25 protein-coding genes are annotated in these 21,880 nt (G+C 40.4%); all 25 read right to left on the bottom strand.

The window, feature by feature from the left end:
* Positions 1-40 precede the first annotated feature (40 nt).
* Positions 41-808, bottom strand: coding sequence for a menaquinol-cytochrome c reductase cytochrome b/c subunit (locus I5J82_RS09225; protein WP_197130621.1), 768 nt, complete (start codon positions 806-808; stop codon positions 41-43).
* A 48-nt stretch (positions 809-856) separates the two neighbouring features.
* Positions 857-1,528: a menaquinol-cytochrome c reductase cytochrome b subunit gene (gene qcrB, locus I5J82_RS09230; RefSeq protein ID WP_066241815.1), complete on the bottom strand. Its 672-nt coding sequence runs from the start codon at positions 1,526-1,528 to the stop codon at positions 857-859.
* Between the two features lie 3 nt (positions 1,529-1,531).
* Complete coding sequence (locus I5J82_RS09235) at positions 1,532-2,035, bottom strand: Rieske (2Fe-2S) protein (RefSeq protein ID WP_066395637.1); 504 nt, start codon at positions 2,033-2,035, stop codon at positions 1,532-1,534.
* A gap of 119 nt (positions 2,036-2,154) precedes the next feature.
* On the bottom strand, positions 2,155-2,619 hold the full coding sequence (locus I5J82_RS09240) for a YpiF family protein (protein WP_198767620.1): 465 nt from the start codon (positions 2,617-2,619) through the stop codon (positions 2,155-2,157).
* A gap of 328 nt (positions 2,620-2,947) precedes the next feature.
* The gene (locus tag I5J82_RS09245; protein ID WP_066395641.1) at positions 2,948-3,499 is read right to left on the bottom strand and encodes a ReoY family proteolytic degradation factor; all 552 of its coding nucleotides are present in this window, start codon (positions 3,497-3,499) and stop codon (positions 2,948-2,950) included.
* Positions 3,500-3,589: 90 nt separating this feature from the next.
* Positions 3,590-4,843, bottom strand: a complete 1,254-nt coding sequence (locus I5J82_RS09250; RefSeq protein WP_198767621.1) for a tetratricopeptide repeat protein — start codon at positions 4,841-4,843, stop codon at positions 3,590-3,592.
* A gap of 37 nt (positions 4,844-4,880) precedes the next feature.
* Positions 4,881-5,753: a hypothetical protein gene (locus I5J82_RS09255; protein ID WP_198767622.1), complete on the bottom strand. Its 873-nt coding sequence runs from the start codon at positions 5,751-5,753 to the stop codon at positions 4,881-4,883.
* A gap of 264 nt (positions 5,754-6,017) precedes the next feature.
* The gene (gene hisC / locus I5J82_RS09260) at positions 6,018-7,124 is read right to left on the bottom strand and encodes a histidinol-phosphate transaminase (protein WP_198767623.1); all 1,107 of its coding nucleotides are present in this window, start codon (positions 7,122-7,124) and stop codon (positions 6,018-6,020) included.
* A 14-nt stretch (positions 7,125-7,138) separates the two neighbouring features.
* The gene (gene trpA / locus I5J82_RS09265) at positions 7,139-7,945 is read right to left on the bottom strand and encodes a tryptophan synthase subunit alpha (RefSeq protein WP_198767624.1); all 807 of its coding nucleotides are present in this window, start codon (positions 7,943-7,945) and stop codon (positions 7,139-7,141) included.
* 2 nt (positions 7,946-7,947) lie between these two features.
* Positions 7,948-9,147 (bottom strand): tryptophan synthase subunit beta, encoded by a 1,200-nt coding sequence (gene trpB, locus I5J82_RS09270; protein WP_198767625.1) that lies wholly within the window; start codon positions 9,145-9,147, stop codon positions 7,948-7,950.
* Positions 9,144-9,776 carry a phosphoribosylanthranilate isomerase gene (locus I5J82_RS09275; RefSeq protein WP_198767626.1) on the bottom strand — a complete coding sequence of 211 codons (633 nt, stop codon included), beginning with the start codon at positions 9,774-9,776 and terminating at the stop codon, positions 9,144-9,146. The genes trpB and I5J82_RS09275 overlap by 4 nt, the downstream gene beginning before the upstream one ends.
* Entirely contained in the window at positions 9,760-10,536 is a 777-nt protein-coding gene (gene trpC / locus I5J82_RS09280; protein WP_198767627.1) for an indole-3-glycerol phosphate synthase TrpC, read from the bottom strand. The genes I5J82_RS09275 and trpC overlap by 17 nt, the downstream gene beginning before the upstream one ends.
* Positions 10,526-11,554, bottom strand: a complete 1,029-nt coding sequence (gene trpD, locus I5J82_RS09285; protein ID WP_198767628.1) for an anthranilate phosphoribosyltransferase — start codon at positions 11,552-11,554, stop codon at positions 10,526-10,528. Before trpD ends, trpC begins: the two co-directional genes overlap by 11 nt.
* 370 nt (positions 11,555-11,924) lie before the next feature.
* Positions 11,925-12,704 (bottom strand): CheR family methyltransferase, encoded by a 780-nt coding sequence (locus I5J82_RS09290; protein ID WP_198767629.1) that lies wholly within the window; start codon positions 12,702-12,704, stop codon positions 11,925-11,927.
* 390 nt (positions 12,705-13,094) lie between these two features.
* Positions 13,095-13,538, bottom strand: a complete 444-nt coding sequence (gene ndk / locus I5J82_RS09295) for a nucleoside-diphosphate kinase (RefSeq protein WP_066395665.1) — start codon at positions 13,536-13,538, stop codon at positions 13,095-13,097.
* A gap of 84 nt (positions 13,539-13,622) precedes the next feature.
* Complete coding sequence (locus I5J82_RS09300) at positions 13,623-14,588, bottom strand: polyprenyl synthetase family protein (protein WP_198767630.1); 966 nt, start codon at positions 14,586-14,588, stop codon at positions 13,623-13,625.
* Positions 14,589-14,610: 22 nt separating this feature from the next.
* Positions 14,611-15,438 carry a menaquinone biosynthetic enzyme MqnA/MqnD family protein gene (locus tag I5J82_RS09305; protein ID WP_198767631.1) on the bottom strand — a complete coding sequence of 276 codons (828 nt, stop codon included), beginning with the start codon at positions 15,436-15,438 and terminating at the stop codon, positions 14,611-14,613.
* A gap of 6 nt (positions 15,439-15,444) precedes the next feature.
* Positions 15,445-16,035: a UbiX family flavin prenyltransferase gene (locus tag I5J82_RS09310; RefSeq protein ID WP_198767632.1), complete on the bottom strand. Its 591-nt coding sequence runs from the start codon at positions 16,033-16,035 to the stop codon at positions 15,445-15,447.
* Positions 16,032-16,865 carry a UbiA-like polyprenyltransferase gene (locus tag I5J82_RS09315; protein WP_233096606.1) on the bottom strand — a complete coding sequence of 278 codons (834 nt, stop codon included), beginning with the start codon at positions 16,863-16,865 and terminating at the stop codon, positions 16,032-16,034. Before I5J82_RS09315 ends, I5J82_RS09310 begins: the two co-directional genes overlap by 4 nt.
* Positions 16,866-16,911: 46 nt before the next feature.
* On the bottom strand, positions 16,912-17,616 hold the full coding sequence (locus I5J82_RS09320) for a demethylmenaquinone methyltransferase (protein ID WP_198767634.1): 705 nt from the start codon (positions 17,614-17,616) through the stop codon (positions 16,912-16,914).
* Between the two features lie 4 nt (positions 17,617-17,620).
* On the bottom strand, positions 17,621-18,334 hold the full coding sequence (locus I5J82_RS09325; protein WP_198767635.1) for a heptaprenyl diphosphate synthase component 1: 714 nt from the start codon (positions 18,332-18,334) through the stop codon (positions 17,621-17,623).
* Between the two features lie 150 nt (positions 18,335-18,484).
* Positions 18,485-18,703, bottom strand: a complete 219-nt coding sequence (gene mtrB, locus I5J82_RS09330; RefSeq protein WP_198767636.1) for a trp RNA-binding attenuation protein MtrB — start codon at positions 18,701-18,703, stop codon at positions 18,485-18,487.
* A gap of 12 nt (positions 18,704-18,715) precedes the next feature.
* Positions 18,716-19,282, bottom strand: coding sequence for a GTP cyclohydrolase I FolE (gene folE / locus I5J82_RS09335; protein ID WP_197130680.1), 567 nt, complete (start codon positions 19,280-19,282; stop codon positions 18,716-18,718).
* Positions 19,283-19,570: 288 nt separating this feature from the next.
* Positions 19,571-19,843, bottom strand: coding sequence for an HU family DNA-binding protein (locus I5J82_RS09340; RefSeq protein WP_066241877.1), 273 nt, complete (start codon positions 19,841-19,843; stop codon positions 19,571-19,573).
* Positions 19,844-20,146: 303 nt separating this feature from the next.
* On the bottom strand, positions 20,147-21,625 hold the full coding sequence (spoIVA, locus tag I5J82_RS09345; RefSeq protein WP_137789039.1) for a stage IV sporulation protein A: 1,479 nt from the start codon (positions 21,623-21,625) through the stop codon (positions 20,147-20,149).
* Positions 21,626-21,880: the final 255 nt, after the last annotated feature.

The raw sequence follows: 21,880 nt of genomic DNA on the forward strand, positions 1-21,880 counted from the left end.
TCAGAAAAAAGCCGGCCCATACTGAGCCGGCTTCTACCATTTACTTCTGTTCTAGTTTTGAGATGAATTCAGCTAATTGTTTTAGCTCATCATCAGAACCTTTAAACGCATTCGGCGGCATGCCTGGTGGCTTACCTTCTTTTGCGATTTTCATGATTTCTTCAGGCTTTAATCCTGTACCGATCAATGAAGGTCCTGATGCTCCACCTGATAACGTGTTACCATGACAGCCTACACAGCTCTGCTTTTGGTAGATCTTGTATCCAGGATCGTTTTCATCAAAACTTACATCAACGATCTTACCTTGAGTCTTCGCTTTTTCCCAATCGTGTGTCACAACAGATTCCCATGTTAAATATGTAACAGAGATCAAACCTAATAACATTAATCCAGTTGCGATCGGACGTTTAGAAGGACGTCGCTCCAACCCTTTGTCTAAGAATGGCGCAAGCATTAACGCACCAAATGCTAGACCCGGTATAATAACAGTACCGATAAGAACATAATCCCCTGCCGCATACTTGTACTTCAGAAGCTGGTATAAAAATAGGAAGTACCAGTCTGGTAGAGGAATATATCCAGCATCGGTAGGATCTGCTTTTTTCTCCAAAGGAGATTCATGGACGATTGTCAGTATGAGGTATCCGATCAAGAATACAGCTCCTACCATCCATTCTTTTAAAAGAAAGTTTGGCCAGAACGCTTCCGTTTTTCCCGGAAACTCCGAATAGTCTTTAGGAATATTCGGCTTGCGCTCAGCAGGGACACGAGAGTCACCGACAAACTTCATTCCTTTACCGCGATGCATATATTTCCCTCCTTTGCTCTTATGAAACTTTTAAACTTATGTTTGTTCTTACAACGGTCCGGAAATACCTTGTTTACGGATCATTAAGAAATGGGCACCCATCAAGCCTAACAATGCTGCAGGAAGGAAGAATACGTGGATCGCAAAGAATCGCGTAAGCGTCTGTGCTCCGATAATCTCTCCGCCGGCAAGGAACGTCTTTGCGATTGGACCAACAACAGGAATCGTCATTGCGATCTCAATTCCTACTTTAGTCGCAAATAGCGCTTTCATATCCCAAGGCAATAGATAACCTGTAAAACCTAAACCTAACATAACAAAGAAAATAAGTACTCCAACAACCCAGTTTAATTCTCTTGGCTTCTTATAAGCTCCCTGGAAAAATACGCGCAATGTATGTAGAAACATCATTACGATAACAAGGCTCGCGCCCCAGTGGTGCATTCCGCGTACGATAACTCCAAATGCCACTTCATTTTGCAGGTAATATACGGATTCCCAAGCATTCACGATATCAGGTACATAGTACATCGTTAAGAACATACCTGAAAGAATTTGGATAACCGTGATGAAGAAAGTTAATCCACCAAAACAGTAAACAAACGCAGAAAAATGATGTGCGGGGTTTACGTGTTCAGGTACTTCATGGTCTGCAACATCTCTCCAAAGCGGCGTAATATCCAGGCGCTCATCTACCCAGTCATAAATCTTTTGTAGCATTCATTACGCCCCCTTTCTTGGTTTTGCCTTTCCTAAATAAAGCTTTCCATCTTTCACCTGGCTGTCATATACATCAAGTGGTGCAAGAGGTGCAGTTCCCTTAACATTAGTTCCATCCTTCGTGTAACGGCCTAAGTGGCAAGGACAGAAGAACTGGTTAGGGTGTGATGGATCTGTATTCCAGTCTACCGTACAACCTAGATGTTTACAGATTGGAGAAAGTGCGATAATATCACCATTCTTCGCTTTATAAACCCAGGCAGATTGAGTGACATCAGACTCGTACCAGCCATCTTTTTGTTTGATTTTAAAATCGAAACGCTTTGGTTCGTTAGCGATCTCTTCCATGCTCGTAACCGCTACCAATTCTTGATCTGTTCCCTCTTTTAGAATCGGATCAAGGGCGAAACGGACCATTGGCATAAGCATGCCGGCAGCCATAAATCCACCAACGCCAGTTAATGTGTAGTTTAAGAACTGACGTCTTGAAATATCTTCCTTTGACATTGTTTTCCCCCCCTTATGCTGTAAATGACGGTCCATCCGGACTTTTACACACATATTACTAGGACATAAACATGATAGCTTATGTTGTCTTTTAATGTCAATATGACATGTGGTAAATATTACGAATTTATACTCCTCTGCCAATCGTTGAAAATTAGCTGAAACAACGGTTTTACCTGCTCTTTTATCACTTCTAATTTATACTTCTCGTCCATTGTCTCAAGCGGCAGAGCGGGTACCCAAAATAATTGTCCAGAAAGTTGCTGCTCAAATTCCTTCCAATACACATCACTTGTCATCAGAAAGATATGTTTAAAATGCCCTGAATTTTTTACATGCTCTAAGAAACTAGTTAATAGATCAAGAGCACCTTCATTTTTTACGTATGTAAAATTAGGTGATAAAAACAATCTGCCATGCAGCTGACGCTCGATCTCTGATGTTAATAGTTCTGTATACTCTGACATCGTCACACTCGATTTGAAGTCGTTAGAGAAGCTGACTGGTGTTAGCGGAATTAAGATCGAATCTACATACTCACCAGACTTTAAGAATACATCTGCGTCTTTAGTTTTCCATTTCATAAAAAAATCTCCTTACTTGGTATGTACTGCTTCTTATCGTACCATATTTCTCGCTAGCATAATGAGGTTGGCAAAGAAAATAGGTAGATTTGTAGATGTCGAAATAAGTCAAGATATGTCGACTAGAGGATAAAGGAGAAAAACTCGTGGATAAAGTGACCAAACTTTTGGATTGCAGGCTAAAACTCGTGAATTCAAAGCATGAATTTATGGATTAGGTGCAATATTCTATGGTCAAGATCGACGATACCGTGTGTGCACGGGTTAGCACAGAAATCACATAACCCACAAAAAAGACGACCCTTTCGTAAGAGTCGCCTTCACACAACTAGGATGGCTGTTTTTCTAAGTTTTTTAGTTCATTGGTCCATTTTGTAAAGCTATCATAATCTTTTTGGTCTAATGCTGCATCGATCTTTGCCATAATATCATTCTTGCGATAGGTTTCAATCGACTTCTCTAATACCATTTCCGCCCATATGCCATATTTTTTGTCCATCGACATATTCTGTGGCAAGTGCGGGTTTTCTTCTAATACAGATGCGTACTCGGGCGTCAGACGTGATGCGTTAAAATTAAGTTCAAGATAGATCTCTTCCTCTTGGTTCAAGCGGATGTCATGAAATGATTTTTCGGCATCAGTCGTTAGAACATTTTGTTTGTAAAAACGGAATGGGACTCCGTCTGTGCATTGAGTTGACATGATTATGGCCTTTGGACAATATTCAGCTTTCTCTACAAAATGTACCTTCTCCATCAGTTGGTCATCACTAACTAAATAGTTTAATAACCAAACACATTCGCGCTTCTTTAACTGATAATGATTAAGGAACCATTTGATAAAATCCTTTTTTTCAAGGACCGAAACGGTGCTGCTCATTGCAATCCCCCCATCATTCAAAAACACGTCATCTTGATACTAAATATATTCTCTCACTGCTCGTAAAATCCTTCTTCACTTCAGAAAGTTTTAAAAATCTTCCAAGCGGTTTAAAACGTCTTCAATATCGTCTCGTTCCGGGCTTTGGTTCAACAAATTCTGCAGAATGCTTTTCGCTTTCTTCTGGTCGCCTTCCTCGATGAGGAAGTAAGCATATTCTTCTAAGAACACTGGATCCTCCGTAAACAACAGAGATGCTTTTTCGTACCATTTTGCGGCTTCACTATAATCTTCGGTTTCTCTATTTGCTGTAGCGAGATGCCAGTACATGAGCGGTATCTCTTCTTTCGTTTCAGAAAGTGACTTGTAGAGACTGAGTAGATCTTCAAATCTTTCTTCACGAATGTACTGATCGCCTAACCTTAGCAGTGGTTCTATACGTGTAGGATTGAGTTCAAGCGCCTGTTTCACCCACTGTTCACCTTGATCAGGATTGTGAAGTTTATAAGCTAACCTTGCAGCCTGCAGATAGATATTCTCGTTGTGTTCATCCCTTTTTAATCCTTCAGAGATGACGTCATACGCCTCTGTAAGAGCCCCTTCTTCTTCATATGCTTCAGATAGCACGCTATAGAGGGTTGTATAATCGGGATCCATGTCTTTTAGTTCTTCAAGGCTCGAAATCGCTTCTTTATACTCTCCTGCTTTAAAGGCAGTCACTCCATGACCAAATAAGCTGTAAAGATCTTTATGGTGATCCAGACCTTTTCTGTAGTATGGAAGAGATTCTTCAAACTTGCCTGCTCTGCTTAGTGCTTCGGCATATCTTAATGTAACATCTTCAATTTCAGCTTTTTCGTCGATCGCTACTTTTAATAGTGGCAAACTTGAATCAAATTTACCTTGTCTTAAATAGAAATCACCTAAAGCATATGCTAGTACCGGATGTTTCTGGTCCTTTTGATGTGCTTCTGTAAGCTTACGTTCTGCAACTTCTGTCAGTCCAAGACTTTCGTACAGATCCGCTTGAAGGATAAGCGCTCTTAAATATTCGTCATCTTCTTCACTTACTTGATCTAAATACTCGATCGCTTTCTCATCCATGCCTTCATCCAAGCAGCATTCTGCAATGGATACGAGCAGCTCTCCATCTCCAGGGTATTTTTGTAGCAACTCATTAAATAGGTTCATTGCTTCAGTTGTATGGCCCCAGTTCAAGTAAACTTCGGCGATCTCGAACTTTTCTGGATCTCCTGCTTTTTGTTTAATTTTATCTAATAGCGACATTCCTTTTTCGACGTCACCATGTTCAACAAGCCTGATTGCATCTTGGATTTCGTTCACTGATAAAACTCCCTTATCCCTTGTATTCTTGTGCCTATTATACACGAGAAATGAGAGATTCTCCAAAACGACGGGGCTTTACCACGATAATTTCTTTTCCATACCCTTGATGCTTTTCTGGGACTTTCTCAGAAAAGACGATCTCACCTCTTACGATTACAGCTTGTAACGTTTCATGTAGTCCATCTGTACGGTAAATACAATAGTCAGCATCACTGCCAGCGAACAGACCGCCTTTAACAGGGTACAGACCAAGCATTTTCAAACTGGGTAAAGAAATAGGTTCAGCTTCTTTCAAATCATGAAAAAGTGTTGGAATTTGATGTTGAATAGCAAGCTCGTTCCATTTTTTTTGCCACGTATTTTTCAACTTCTGATCCGTGTTGGATGGAAAGGTTGGAAAGATTACAGTTCCATAACTAAAATTAGCTTCACTGATTCTCTCCCAGATCACATTTGTTAACTGAGTAAAATCTTTACAGATCAACTGGATAAACGGAATTCTACTTCTACGACAAAAACTCATCATTTGTGGAGTGATCTTTTCTGGAGACATGCTAAGGCCAATACAATAGTCTATCGAACTGGATATCAAGAGATGCTTCGTTCGCTTCAACTCTGTTTCAGCTTCATGTAAATAGCTGACTTCAGCAGATGTTAGTAGTGTAGTGGTCCCGCTTCTTACTCTCTCACCAAGATTTTGTCTTACCTTTTCGATAGGCAATCTATTCAATGACATAAGAGGACTGATATGCCCAGGAATCATCTTTAAACCTTGCATAGACATCTTCATCACATTCATTCTAAGAGGGCCCTGTGAGACGTAGGAGATTTTTTGAGAGTCTACTAGATAGGAAAGAACAGTATCTGTACCGAGCGATTGCAGCGGGCGCTCAATAATATATCGCATAGCTCGCCTCCTTTTTTTCTCTATAGGACAAGTTATGATAGATATGAGGGTTTTATGATAGAAAATATAGAAGAAATAAAAAATGAGAACAAAAAAAGTCCTGACATGTAAGCGCTGTCAGGAAAGTATAATATGGATAGGAGTGGAGAGAAACCATATTACATTCATTATAAATAGAGCTTATTTAAAATGCAACACTTTTTTGAAAATTATGAAAATAGCCCGATATCTTTAAAAATACCGGGCATTTTATCATTAGTATTATTATTTATTTACTTTCTCTACAACAGAGTCAATATACGCACCTAAATGTTCGATGATCTCTTTGTTCTGTTCTTCTTCACCGATTGTGACACGGATCATGGTAGGAAAACCTAATGCACTACCTGATCGCACAATATACCCTTTACGCAGAAGATAATCAAAGGCTTGATCTGCATCAGATTTTACGTCGAGCAGAATAAAGTTAGCTTCAGAAGGATAGTACAACAATCCTTTTTCATCACAGAATGAATAAAACGTTTCAAGACCTTCTCTGTTCTTCTCTTTGCATTCTGTAATAAACGTATCATCTTCCAGTGCTCCGATCGCTGCAGCTTGAGCAATTCGAGATGTGTTGAAAGGTTCTCTAGCAGGCTCGATAGACTGGATGACGGAAGACTGAGCGACTCCATATCCGATTCGAAGCGCAGCTAGTCCATGAGCTTTTGAGAACGTTCTTAAGATTACTAGATTCGGATATTTATCTAAGTAATCTAGCGTGTTTGGATAATCAGCAGCTGATACATACTCATAATAAGCTTCGTCACTTACTACGATCACGTCAGACGGTACTTTTTCCATAAAGCTTACAAACAGAGACTCCGGAATATAGTTTCCAGTCGGGTTGTTCGGATTGCAAAGCCAGACGATTCTCGTATTTTGATCGATCGCTTCAAGCATCGCATCTAGATCATGATTGCCATCGACCAACTGAACCTCTCTCACTTCTGCTCCTTCGATAACAGTATTATGTCTGTATTGAGGAAAAGTAGGAGCTGCCATTACCGTGTTGGTTTCAGGTGATAGATAAGCTCGACAAAGAATTTGAACCACTTCATCTGACCCATTACCAAAAATGATCTGGTCTTGTTTCACTTGAAGGTGGCTTGAGAGTTTTTCTCTAAGTTCAGCTGAATAACCGTCTGGATATACATGAAGCTGTGATAGCTCCTCAGTTATCTTTTCTTTCGCAAGATCAGAGCATCCATAAGGGTTCTCGTTTGAAGCGAGTTTTACGATTTTCTCTAGACCAAGTTCACGCTTCACTTCTTCAACTGGTTTACCTGGTTTGTAAGGTTTTAAAGATAACAACTGCTGTTTCGGCTGCATTTTCCCACTCCTTTTTAACGACTATAGACAGGCAGCAAAGACTCAATATACGATTTGAACGTTTTAATCGCTTCCTCTCTGTTCGTTAGCAGGTCACTTTCTAGTTCCTCAATCTTTTTTACGATTGCACTGCCTACGATAAACCCATCACTGCTGCCATCAAACTGCAGAATCTGTTCTCGCGTAGATAGTCCGAACCCTACTAAGACGGGAACACGGCTGTTTCGTTTCGCGGCTTTCAAGAAATCATCCAAACCTGCTCGAAACTCACTTCTAATGCCTGTCACACCTAATGACGAGATGCAATATAAAAAGCCTTCTGCCTCTCTACTGAGTCTTTCAAGCTTTTCTTCACGCGTTGTAGGTGAAACGAGCGAGATGAGAGCAAGGTTATGCTCTTTACACATTTCTTGTAAATATCCGCTTTCTTCATACGGCAAATCAGGTACTAGAACCCCGTCCACGCCGCTACTCTCTGCTAACTTCAGGAAACGATTTTCTCCTAATTGTAACAAAAGATTATAATAAGTAAAGATAATTACCGGAATCTTCAATCCTCTTTCACGAAGCTTAGATACGAGATTTACGGTTTTTTCAAGATTCATATTTTGTGCCAGACCTCGCATACCTGCTCGTTGAATCACAGGTCCATCTGCCAATGGATCAGAGTATGGAACACCTAGCTCAAGGGCATGAGCTCCGCACTTCTCAAGAGCTAAAGACAGTTCGATCGTTGCTTCTTCACATGGGTCACCAGCCATGATATAAGGAGTGAAACGATAATCTGATGATTGTTGAAAGACTTCCCATCTCTTATTCATCTTTATTTCCCCCCTTCTTCAAATTCCATCAGTGTATGAACATCTTTGTCGCCTCTTCCTGATAAGCAGACGACGATATGTTGATCTTTTTGCATTTTTTTTGCGAGCTTCAGACTATAAGCTACGGCGTGAGCACTCTCTAACGCACATAAAATTCCTTCGTTCTCACATAAAAGCTTTAATGCTTGTAACGCTTCTTGATCTGTTACTGCTTCATACGTTACTCTTTTTGTCTCATGAAGGTAGGCGTGTTCTGGCCCTATTCCCGGATAATCAAGACCTGCTGAGATCGAATAAGGTTCTGTAATCTGCCCTTCGCTTGTTTGAAGAAGCTTCGTCAACGAACCGTGAATCACACCATTTGAGCCTTTTGATAAAGTTGCTGCATGCTGAGCAGTCTCTACACCCATCCCTGCTGCCTCTATTCCGTACAGAGGTACATCTTTCTCGATAAACGGTGCGAACATGCCGATCGCATTGCTGCCGCCACCTACACAAGCTACAACAGCATCTGGAAGCTTTCCTTTATGAATCTCATTGAACTGACTCTCTGTTTCATGACCGATTACCTGCTGAAATTGTTTGACCATCTTAGGATAAGGATATGGCCCTACAGCAGAACCGATGAGATAAAAGGTGTCTTCGACCGCAGCAACCCATTCTCGGATCGCTTCATTGGTAGCATCTTTTAACGTTTGGCTGCCGCTCGTGACCTCGATCACTTCTGCACCTAACAGTTTCATTCGAAATACATTTAGTGCTTGTCTTCTTATATCTTCTTTTCCCATATAAACCTTACAAGACAATCCATACTTCGCTGCTACAGTCGCTGCTGCTACGCCATGCTGACCCGCTCCAGTCTCGGCTATGATCTTTTTCTTTCCCATCCTTACTGCTAAGAGAGCTTGGCCGATGGCGTTATTAATCTTATGTGCTCCTGTGTGATTTAGGTCTTCTCTCTTTAAATAGATCGATGCTCCACCATTAGACTCACTGAGACGATCGGCTTTTGTTAAGGGCGTCGGACGTCCTGAATAAATCGCTAGTTCTTTTTGGAAAAGCTCGTTAAATTCTTTATCTTGAATGGCTTCATCGAAAGCCGTTTCAAGCTCTTCAAGTGCAAACATGATCGTTTCTGGGACGTATTTTCCCCCGAACACACCGTATCTTCCTCTATGATCAGGTACTGTAGCTGTAGTCATCTCATTATCATCCTTTCAAGAGTTTCTATTCTTTTTAAGCTTTTTTTACCGTTTTCTTCGATACCACCACTTAGATCGATTCCGTGCGGGTTGTGTCTTATTAGTTCTGAAACATTATCTGGTCTGATTCCACCAGCTATAAAACAAGTGACCCCTAAAGCATTTGCTTTTCTCATCATGTTAGGAACTTCTTTCCACGAAAATGGAATACCGGTTCCCCCGAATTGTCCTTTTGCTACAGAATCTACGATAAGACTATCTGCTACTTTTCCGTATAACTCTATTTCTTTCAAAATATGTTCACTATAAGGAAGTGCTTTATAGATCTCTTTGTTGCTGTGATCTCTTATTTCCTTGAGCTGATCAACCGTTTCAGTTCCGTGACATTGGATGATGTCTATCGGAACGGTGCTGATTACATCGTTTATTCTTTGTAAGCTTGCATTTTGAAAAACACCAACGAGCTTTTTTGGTTTTCCGTATTTCTGAATCCAGCTGTTCACCTTCGTAGGGTCGACTTCTCTTTTACTTTCAGCGAATATGAATCCGATCAGATCTGCTTTTGATTCTATGAGCAGCTTATAGTCCTCTTCAGACTGACAGCCACAATATTTAATTTGAACAGTCATGATAAAGCTCTCTTATCTTATTTTCTATAGAGTCCGCTCTCATCAATGTTTCTCCGATCAACATTCCGTTCACATGGTGATCGAATAGGCTTTTAACATCTGAAGCTGTTTTGATGCCACTCTCACTGATCACGAGAGTTTCTTTCTTAATAGAGGAAAGAAGAGAAAACGTATGCTCGATATCTGTTATGAACGTCTTTAGATCGCGGTTGTTTATTCCGATCATAGAAGGATTACATACGTCATACACTTGTTGGATCTCTTGTTGTGAATGAACTTCGACCAAGCACTCTAGCCCGCATTCCGTAGCAAGTGCATGAAGCTTTCCTAAACGTTCGTTTGATAGGCATGCGGCAATGAGCAGAATCGCATCTGCTCCGTTCTCTACACTCTCAATGATCTGCTTTTCATCTATGATGAAATCCTTTCTTAAAAGAGGTAGCGATACATGATTACGAATATCTTTTAAATATTGAAGGTCTCCTTGAAAGAACTCTGTGTCCGTTAAAATGGATAAGCAAGATGCTCCTGCTTTTTCATATTCCACAGCGATCTCGACAGGATTGAAATTTTCTTTTATGATTCCTTTGGATGGTGAAGCTTTTTTCACTTCTGCTATCAACGCTGGCATTGATAAAGAGTTTGCAATTTTATAAGCAAAAGGTCGATGATCTTTATCAGTAAAGTCCAGCTCACCTTTTATAAATGAAGGAAGAACCGCTACTTCTTTTTCTTTTTGTTTCAATATTTTAGTTAACATGTGCACTCGCCTCTGCTTTCGTCATTTCTTCAAGATGATAATATGCGGATTTTGATTGTAGACACTGTTTGATGATCTCCACGCCGTCTCGAATACTTGAGACCCGTTTTGATGCAAACAGAGCTGCAGCAGCATTAAGGATGACGATATTACGGGCTGATTCATTTCCTTCACCTTGTAGAATAGAACGTATGAGTTCAGCACTTTCTTGTTTGTTCGTTACGGTTATCTCACTAAGGTTTCCCCGATTCAATCCTGCTTCTTCAGGTGTGTAGTTGAAGGATACAACCGTGTTGTTTTCAACCAAAAACATCCGTGTCTCGCCTGTGATCGAACATTCATCTAATCCATCTACACCTGAAACAATCAATGCTCGTTTGATTCCGAGCTTCTTTATCACCTCAGAGAGCTTCTCAGCAACTTCCTCATTGCTCGCTCCAATCAGCTGATAACTTGGTGCCATCGGGTTTAACAAAGGACCGATACAATTGAAGATCGTTCGAAATGGCAGTTGCCCTCTCAACGAAGCTACTTTTTTTAGTGCCGGATGAAAATATGGAGCGTGTAGAAACGCGATATCATGTTTATTCAGTTGTGAATTCGCTTCAAAGTGGTTGCTTGCTGCTCCAACGCCTAAAGCCTCTAATACATCAGAGCTTCCACTTTTTGATGTGACCGCTTTGTTGCCGTGTTTGGCTATTTTTATCCCTAATGAAGCGAGTATGATACTCACTGCAGTAGAGATGTTAAAGGTCGATGCTCCATCACCACCAGTACCGCAAGTATCCATCAGCTCATGGTGTTGTGATGATTCAGGCTTTCTTGAAAGCTTTCTGATCGCTTTAACAAAACCAACGATCTCATCTACAGTCTCACCGCGAAAGCTCATGATGCTTAGAACAGAACTTGCTTGAGCATCTGTTACTTCACCATTCGCTAATTTCTCCATAAAATAGTAAGCTTCATTTTCTGTTAATGTTTCGTGTTTCATTATTTTTTGTATGATATTTGAAATCATATGAACACCCCTTAATCGTTTTGGTTGTTTTGTCTACAAACAGAAACGTTCAAGGAGGTATCGGATGGGATATGATCATATCTGCACCTCCGTTAAATACGGAGAATGAGGAGGATATAAGAGGTCGATCTATACGGGAACATGTACATCCTTCTTTACGAAGCATATAAAAAAGCCATGCAGAAATAACCCGCATGGCATATGTACATATCCATTCTCGGCTCTGCTCCACTCAAACTCTCTCAACTTGTCTCAACTATGCTCTAAACTCTAAACTAATGTGCACCATTACATGTGCTCTAAACTTATCAGTTACATTAAACCATTGTTGTAAATCTGTCAACAGATTTAAATGGTTGCATCTACTTTATTAACGAATTTTACGATAAAAGAAAGGTTCCACCGATTCCAATTCGTATAACCCAGGATTGAAGATCTGTTCGGTACTTCCTACGAACAGGACACCGCCTTTTCGAAGCGCTTTGCTAAACTTTTGATACAGTACCGCCTTTGCTTCCTCTGTAAAATAGATCATCACATTTCGACAAACGATCAGATCAAAATCGGATTCAAAACGATCGGAAAGCAAGTTTTGCTTTTTAAAGGTTACGTGCTTTTTAACAGAATCTGAAACTCGGATTCCAAGTTCCTCTTTTGTTGTATGTCGTGCTTTTTTATCATTCGGCACATCTTTAATGGCTTTTTCAAAATAAAACCCTTTTTTAGCTTGCTCTAACACTTGTTGATCAAGATCTGTTGCAAGGATTGAAAACCTTGATAGCCCTCTTTTGTAGTCTGATAACAACATCGATAGGCTATATGGTTCTTCTCCAGTAGAGCAGGCGGCGCTCCATACTTTTAACGATGACCTGTCTTCTGTTAACAAGGGAATGATTTTTTTTTCGAGCACTTCCCATCGAGCAGGATTTCGGTAAAATTCAGAAACGTTAATTGTCATGCGGTCTAAAAACTCAAGAAGCAATTCTGGATTTTTCGTGAGTGCACGAAAGTATTCAGAAAACGTTGTAAAAGCACGTTTGTCCCTCAGAGCAACGAGTCTGCGTTTCATTTGCGCTTCTTTATATAATGATAGATCTATTCCTGTTTGATTAAAAATGCTCTGTTTAAAGCTTTCGTAGTCTGGGTCCATATGTCTCTCTCCAATTCAGTGCCATTAAAAATTTTCGTCTATGTATGTATAGTATCGGATCGAAAACTAAATTGTTGCGTTATCGGTTCGACATCATTCAAATGTCTACTCGCCGATATAATGCGAAAACTCGCCGGATTAACTTGTAAACTTGCGGGATTACTTCAAAAACTTTCATGTAGGAGGTTAGGAAATACATAATAGACGCTAGATTTTGGTGTTAAAACGAATTTTTTTAACTGACAACCAAAAAACCTGCTTCTCTGCTTCTATATAGTAACGAATAGAGCAATCTCACTCACTTTTCTTCACAATGCGTTAAATTTCACCGCTATAAATAATAAAAACCGGCACAACGGCCGGTTAAAACGCTTTCATTTTGCTATAAAATTAAATCCAAACTGCTACTGCTTTATCATAAGAAACAAGTTCTTCTTCTTTGAAGAAAAGACCGATCTCACGGACAGCGCTTTCAGCAGAGTCAGAACCGTGGATGATATTGTTGCTTACTTGTACAGCATAGTCTCCGCGGATTGATCCAGGAGCAGCTTCAGATGGGTTTGTTTTGCCCATCATGTTACGAGCTGTAAGAATAACGTCCTTGCCTTCCCAAACCATAGCAAATACTGGACCAGATGTAATAAAATCAACAAGCTCGCCGAAGAACGGACGCTCTTTGTGCTCACCATAATGTTCTTTTGCAAGATCTTCAGAAATGTTCATTAGTTTAGCACCAACAAGTTGAAAACCTTTCTTTTCAAAACGGGATACGATTTCTCCGATTAACGCACGTTGAACACCATCAGGTTTTACCATTAAAAACGTTTTTTCCATGCATTCCCTCTCCTATCATCTATGTATATGTGGGACAAGTTCCCCAGAGAAATCGTACCAAAAATTTTAAAAATTAGCAATCACTCAAAATTTTCGACCAGCGATATAATCTGCTACTTTTAACAAACTATCTCTGGCATCCGTTTCAGGCAAAGACTCGGCAGCCAATTTAGCACGCTTCAAATATTTATCAGATATCTTCTTCGCGTAATCAATTCCACCTAACTCTTTGATATCTTTAAGCAGTTCTGCAAGTTGCGCAGGCTCTCTTGTTTCATAATAAGCATCCAGCTTTTCTTTCATCTCTGGATACTGATAGATCGTGTACAGAACAGGCAATGTTAGGTTTCCTTGCTTCAGATCACTGCCCGCTGGCTTACCTAGCTGCTTTTCAGAAGCAGTAAAGTCTAAGATATCATCTGTGATCTGAAAAGCCATTCCAACAGAGAAACCAAAATCATACAGCTTCTTTTGAAGAGAGACATCTGCTTTTGACGTAATCGCCCCCAGCTGACAGCTCAGTGCGATTAAAAGAGCGGTTTTTCGTTTGATCCGTTTGAAGTATTTTCTAATGTTTTGATCTGTATCATACTGTTCGTTGATCTGTTCGATCTCACCAAGACACATCTCTTTCATGCCTTGGGCCAGAATTTGATGTGCACGTGGTATTTCGATCTCAGTCATTAGTTTTAAGGCGGATGCGAAAATAAAATCGCCTGTATACATGGCAATCTTATTATCGTATTTTGCTTTTACTGTTTTTCTGCCGCGTCTCATATCCGCATCATCCACAACATCATCATGAACGAGTGAAGCCATATGGATCAGTTCAAGAGCTGCCGCCGGCTTTTTTACTTGCTGAATGTTATACGTGCCGAACTGAGCGGAAAGCAGAACAAATACAGGGCGGATTCTCTTTCCCCCTGCCTTTAAAAGTTCAGCTCCTGCCGTATGAATCTGTGTCTGATCGGAACGAACGGATTCTACGAGCTGATCTTCAATCTGCTGCAAGTCTTTTTTTAGAAATGAGTATAAGTCCTTTAACTTCACTTTTGTTTCACCCTATCGCCCGTTACTTATACGAATATTTAATGATAGAGGGCATTGTTTTTAACAATCCGCACTCTACAGCTAGCTGAAAATAAAGGTTGAGTCCCTTTTCATGTTCGCCACTAAATTGATAATTTAACCCTTTAAAATAAGAATTCCAGAACTGAAAAGTGCCTCCGTGTTCTGCTATCACTCGTTCGATGACTGGAACAAAATTTTCACTTTGACATCTTTCTTTGCTCTCTATCATACTTTTTCCTACATACGATAAAAGTGCTCCTTGTTCTGTTTCCATTTCATTTCGATACGCCATCACTGCAAAGATCATCGGCAGTCCTGTCTGTTGATACCATATCTCCCCAAGGTCATATACGTGATAAGAGCCTCGTTTACGGTAAGCGCTAATCGCATCGTCCCCAATTAAAAGACATGCATCATACGCGTTCAGCATCTCTTCAAAATTCGGTGTTTCTATCTTGTACGTAACCTCTACACCATAAAAACGATCTAGGATGATTTTCAATAGAGCGACCGATGTTTCTGAGCTAGATGTTAATGCGATTCTTTTACCGTTCAAGTCTTCGATCTTATACTTTGAAAAAAGAAAGATAGAGTTCACTTTTCCAAATGAAGAAACAGAAAGGTCTGGAACTAAGCTGTAGTTCTCAGCGTTCTTTCCATATGAAAACGAAGAGATGCCCCCGATATCGACGAGTTGCTTCTCCATTAAAGCGTTTACCCTTGATGGAACCGCCTGCGTTATGGTCGCGCCTTGATCCATCAGTCGTTCTCTATCTAAATAAAAATAAAGGGGTATGATGTTCGTGTAGCTGATTTCCCCGATGTTCATAGTCTATCAGTCTCCCCAGCGTGTAAACAATTCGTGATGTACGCCTAAGTTATCTAGTACTTTACCTACCAAAAAGTTCACAAGATCATCCATCGATTTTGGCAGGTGATAAAAACCAGGCATCGCAGGAACAATCTTTCCACCTGCTTCTGATACTTTTAACATGTTTTCAAGATGAATCTTATGAAGTGGTGTTTCTCTTGGGACTAAGATCAGTTTTCTGCTCTCTTTCAGCATAACATCCGCTGTACGTTCTAAGAGGTTCCCTGATGCACCATGAGCGATTCCCGAAAGAGTTCCCATCGAACAAGGAATGATGACCATTCCGTCGTTCTGATACGAGCCACTCGCGATCGGTGCGTTAAAGTCACGAAGAGTGTGATAATGAAAACGTTCTTTACCGTATGAAGCAAAGTTCTCTTCTATACAGCGTTCACGGTCCTCTGTATCCCACAATAATTCTTCTCTAAACACCTGCCATCCTGCTTCTGTTACAACAAGATGCAGTTTGTGTCCGCTTTTTAATATCTCTTGAGCAAGTCTAACGCCGTAAACTGCTCCACTTGCTCCTGTAATTCCGATCGTAAAAGTTTTCATATCAACAAATCTCCTACAGAAAAGATAAACATGACCACACTCAACACACCATTCATTGTAAAGAAAGCCACATCCAGTTTAGACAGATCATGAGGCTTAACGAGTGAATGCTCATAAACCATGATCGCACCCGATATGAACACACCTAAATAATAGATCCAGCCCATTCCTGATACAACGCCAAGTGAAACAAAAGCTATGAAACTAGCAACATGCAGCCATCTAGCAGTCATCAGACCATTCGCGATACCAAATGAAGATGGAATAGAATACAGACCGTGTGACTTATCGTATTCAGCATCTTGTGTGGCATAGATCACGTCAAAACCTGCTGTCCAAAACAATACGCCAATAAATAGCAAGAAGGCTTCAGGACTTAACGTTCCTGTTGCTCCAACCCAACCGCCAAGTGGTGCGAGCGCGATCGTCACCCCTAAGACAATATGACACAAATACGTGAAACGCTTTGTATATGAATAGATAACAAGAAAAAAGACCGCGAGCGGCAAAAGCTTAACTGATAGCGCGTTTAGTTGATAGGCACTAACGAACAACAAAGCTAGTGAGACGAGAATAAAAAGGTATACTTCGCCCATTTTTAAAAGCTTAGCTGGTATCGCTCTTGTTTTCGTTCTAGGGTTCGCTCCATCAATCTCTGAATCTATCGCACGGTTTAATGCCATAGCAGAACTTCGTGCGCCAACCATAGCTAGTGTGATCCAAATCCATTCCATTAAGGATGGAACTGTCCCTTCTTCAACTAGATTTCCCATGATCGCTCCAAGAAATGCAAAGGGTAGAGCAAAGATGGTATGTTCAAACTTTATCATTTCTAAAATTATTTTAATTTTATTCCACACACTGCAACGCTCTCTTCTATTGCTGTTTTTTCCCTGTATGCATGGCCGCAGCACCTAAAGCATACGATTTAACCTCAACGTTTGACAAACCTGCTTGCTTAAAAAGTTCTTTCAGTTCTTCTTTTGTTAAAAAAGCTTCTGTTGATTCTTGAAGCCACGCGTATTCCTGATAACTTTTAGCGAAAAGCTTACCGAATACAGGCATGATATAAGTAAAATAAAACTTAAAGAGCTGCTTAAACACAGGAACCGTCGGATGCGAAGTTTCAAGGCACACCACTCTACCACCTGGCTTTACAACACGTGCCATCTCTTTAAGCGTCTGAAGATAATCGGGAACGTTTCTTAGACCAAACCCGATCGTGACAAAATCAAAGCTGTTATCTTCAAACGGAAGTTCCATCGCATTTCCATGGATAAAGCTAACTCCATGAGATTGACGCTTTTTTAACTTTTCGATCCCGACATTCAGCATATTCTGACTGAAATCTAGACCGACTACTCTACCTTCAGTTCCAACTTCTTCGGCAAGCGCGAATGTCCATTCACCTGTTCCACAACAAACATCTAAACAATGGTTTCCAGGCTGTACTTTCATTCTTTTCATCGTATCCTTACGCCACTTACTATGCTGTTTAAAAGAAATCAGATCGTTCATGTAATCATACTGATCAGAGATCTTTTCAAATACAGAGTGAACCCGTTCTTCTTTACTCAACATCGGATTAACCCTCTCCTAACATTAAGTCATTTTTGCTAGCATCTACCATGTTGTATCCTTCTCTATGAAACAACAGTGGCATTTCAACCTCTTTATTCTTTAGTTCCGTCTCGCATGTCTTAAGGTAGTTCAACTGTTCTTCGCTTAATCTTCTTTTCGCATCAAGACTGTGATAGCGTGTCACAAGTAGGTATCTCTCAATAAACGGTATATATGTATAGAGACCAAATGATTCAGCTGCTTTGGTTAATAGAAGACTGTCGATCTTCTGTATAGCTTTTAAATAATCCACACTTGTGATCGAAAACTTGTCCTTACTCTGATTGTGCAGATCTGCTTTCTGTTCATTAATTTCTTGAACGGCACTCGATAGCTTTGAGATCAGGTCCAAATTTTCGCAGTGAGATAAAAGTAAGTAGTATAGACTGCTAAAATAGTCGCCAGATAATACGACAAGCTGTCGTTTCTTTTTATTCTCAGTGATATGCTCTTCCAAAATGTCATCATGACGGTCCAATGCAGATTGGATGAGAGTAATCGAACTAAAATACTCTGCTTCTACCGCTTCATCCAATTCAAGTTCACGCAGCAGACAGTATGTGATGAATACTTTGGATTCATTAAAGACTGGAGGTTGAAGAAATCGATCCACATAACCGTGCTGCATCAATAAAAGTGTATGCTGTTTTAAGCGTTGAATTTGTTCCATGGTGTTCATCAAATCCCTCCAATGACACAGCAAAATTGTGCTTTCTTATTATAACATAGTCGCCAAAATTATTAGGATTCAACCTCTTTAAAAGACATAAAGAAAACTAGGCTTATCTTTAGCCCAGCTTTTTGGCACCTATACCGCCGAAATCATTCCTTACGATTCTGTATCTACTTCTCCGTGTTTCGTGTAGATCACTGCTTTTCCTCTAACTTTTACAGCTGAAGTATGCTCTGTGAACTGAGCGATCATCACTTCGCCTTTATCAAGCTTTTCAGAATGGTGAAATCTAGTTTCTGTACCACGAGTTAAGCCGATCACGTTTACACCGTTCTCTTTCGCTTTGATTACGAAAAAATCTAATTCTGATTTCATGAAGTTACCTCCTTAGTTTCTGATTAAACTTAGTACTTCTGCACGAGCAGCAGGATCTTTTTCAAAAACACCACGCACTGCTGAAGTAACCGTCATTGAGCCCGGTTTTTTCACACCACGCATCGTCATGCACATATGTTCTGCTTCTATAACAACGATCACACCATGAGGCTCTAAAGTCTCGAGCAAGCTGTTCGCAATCGTCGAAGTGATTCTTTCTTGCAGTTGAGGTCGTTTTGTAACAGCTTCCACAGCTCTAGCAAGCTTGCTCAATCCTGTTACTTTTCCTCCTTTAGGTATGTATCCGATATGCGCTTTTCCGAAGAAAGGTACAAGATGATGCTCACACATTGAATAGAAAGGAATGTCTTTTACAAGCACTAGTTCTTCATGATCTTCTCCAAAAATAGTAGCAAAGTGCTCTTTTGGATCTTGATTCAATCCTTGAAATACTTCTTCATACATTTTTGCAACACGTTTTGGTGTATCTATTAAACCCTCTCGCTCAGGGTCTTCACCTATCGCTTCTAATATCATTTTTACAGCTAACTCAATTTTTTCTTTTTGAACTTCTGCCACGCCGGTTGTCCTCCAATTCCATTAACACAATAGAAAAATTTTAGCATAATGAAGAAAGAATAGCAAAAGGAGAAAACCCTTACGCCATGTGAGAAGCGGATCTGGCGAGTCATAATTTGAGTTGCCGATAAAATTGGATTTTCACCGATATATTTTGATTGTTGCCGATAAAATCAAAATCTTGCCGATATAATCTCATTCTTGCCGATATATCGTTTCCTTCTTCAATTCCATATAAAAAAAGACCGTGAACGATTCACGGTCTTTTTAAGTTGCCCTATGTATCATTTATTTAACAGCGTCCTTAAGGGCTTTCCCTGGTTTGAAAGCAGGAACTTTGCTAGCAGAGATCTCGATCTCTTGACCAGTTTGTGGGTTGCGGCCTTTACGAGCTGCACGCTCACGAACTTCAAAGTTACCAAATCCGATAAGTTGAACCTTATCACCGCTTTGTAGAGTACCAGTGATTGCTTCGAAAACAGCGTCAACTGCTTTAGATGCATCCTTCTTAGAAAGCTCAGCTTGCTCAGATACTGCATTGATTAGATCAGTCTTGTTCATTCCATTCACCTCCTCTCAAGGTACGATTCACCATCATTTTAGCTTTTGAATCAAGATTCCTTCATTTATGTAATATACAAGATTTTACTAATTATATCTGTGACAAGCCTTATATTATACGATTACATACAGAAATTCAATCTTTTTTAGGTGTTTTTCGCTATTCAACCCTTAAAATTCCTTATTTTTTGACCTTTTTTTACAAAAAATCCTCCTCCTCGAGGTAATAAAGTCACTCCCTTAACACAGGTCATTTGTTCTAGAAAAACAAAAAAAAGACTCCTGTTTATAGGAGTCCCTAAGTTATAAAATAATGGCAATCAAACCGCCTGAACCTTCATTAATAATACGTTCTAATGTCTCTTTTAATTTATATCTTGCATTCTCTGGCATTAGTGATATCTTCCCTTGAATTCCTTCTCTTACGATAGAGTTTAGCGATCTTCCAAAGATATCAGAATTCCAGATTGATAGCGGATCTTCTTCAAAGTCTTGCATCAAGTATCTCAGCATCTCTTCACTTTGTTTTTCCGTACCGATAATCGGAGCGAACTCTGATTCCACATCTACTTTAATCATATGAATGGAAGGTGCGATCGCCTTCAGTCTTACACCGAATCGAGATCCTTGACGGATGATCTCAGGCTCATCTAGGCTCATATCGGTAATGGCTGGTGCTGCGATTCCATACCCAGTTTGCTTAACCATTCTCAGCGCATCTGCCACTTGATCATATTCCGTTTTAGCGTATGCAAATTCTTGCATCAGCTGAAGCAGGTGGTCTTTTCCACGAATCTCAACGCCAACCACTTCTTTTAAAATCTGATCGTACAGGTAATCTGGTGCGAACAAGTCGATCTCAGCGATCCCTTGACCCATTTCGATTCCTGCGAGTCTTGCGTCATCGATAAAATCATAATCAGCGAAGAATCCTACAACCTTATCAACATCTCGAAGACGTTTGATGTCTTGAACCGTTTCTCTTACCGCTTCTTCATAGCTTTCACGCAGCCAATGGTTCTCACGAAGGACCATTACCCAGCTAGGAAGGTTAACATTGACCTCAAGCACCGGAAACTCATATAACGCTTCTCTTAACACGTTGTTAATATCATGCTCCGTCATCGCTTCAACACTCATCGCGAGTACCGGGATATCATATTTTTCACAAAGCTCGTTGCGAAGTCTTTGCGTGTCAGGATGGTGTGGCTGTGTGGAGTTGATCAGCATGATAAACGGCTTTCCAACTTCTTTCAGCTCTTCAACCACTCGTTCTTCTGATTCCACATAATCATATCTTGGAATCTCACCGATCGTTCCATCCGTCGTAACCACTACGCCGAGTGTGGAATGCTCTTGAATGACTTTTCGAGTTCCGATTTCTGCCGCTTCATGAAACGGAATCGGCTCATCGTACCAAGGCGTATGAATCATTCTTGGGCCGTTTTCATCTTCGTACCCTTTTGCACTCGGCACCGCATAACCTACTGAATCAACGAGACGTATGTTAACATCCAGCCCATCACCTACATTGATCTTCACCGCATTGTTTGGAACAAATTTGGGCTCAGTGGTCATAATGGTGCGTCCAGCTGCACTCTGCGGTAATTCATCTTGTGCACGTTGGCGTTCTGCTTCATTATCAATGTTCGGCAGCACCACAAGCTCCATAAACTTCTTAATAAATGTGGACTTCCCTGTTCTAACTGCTCCTACTACACCCAAGTAGATATCTCCGCCTGTCCGTTCGGCGATATCTTTGAAAATATCGATTTTCTCCATTCGTTTCCCTCCCGATCCAAATAAAGTTCCGGATGCTAGTCTTGGACAATACATCGTATGATTTTGTCCTATTGATTATGACAAAGGAACGGAAATTTTTATTGGATCCTCGCTTTTCTCGGTTGTATAGTTCCATAAAAACGGGAGGGCGCACTAGAGTGCCTACCGATGAAACTATAAAGCTTGTTTCGTTAAAAGGATTTCCAAAAAAAATCTCTCCGCCTTTTCTATGAATGTATTAGAAAAAGGGAGAGT

Origin of the sequence: Fictibacillus halophilus, assembly GCF_016401385.1 — a bacterium.
In the GTDB taxonomy this organism is placed as follows: domain Bacteria; phylum Bacillota; class Bacilli; order Bacillales; family Fictibacillaceae; genus Fictibacillus; species Fictibacillus halophilus.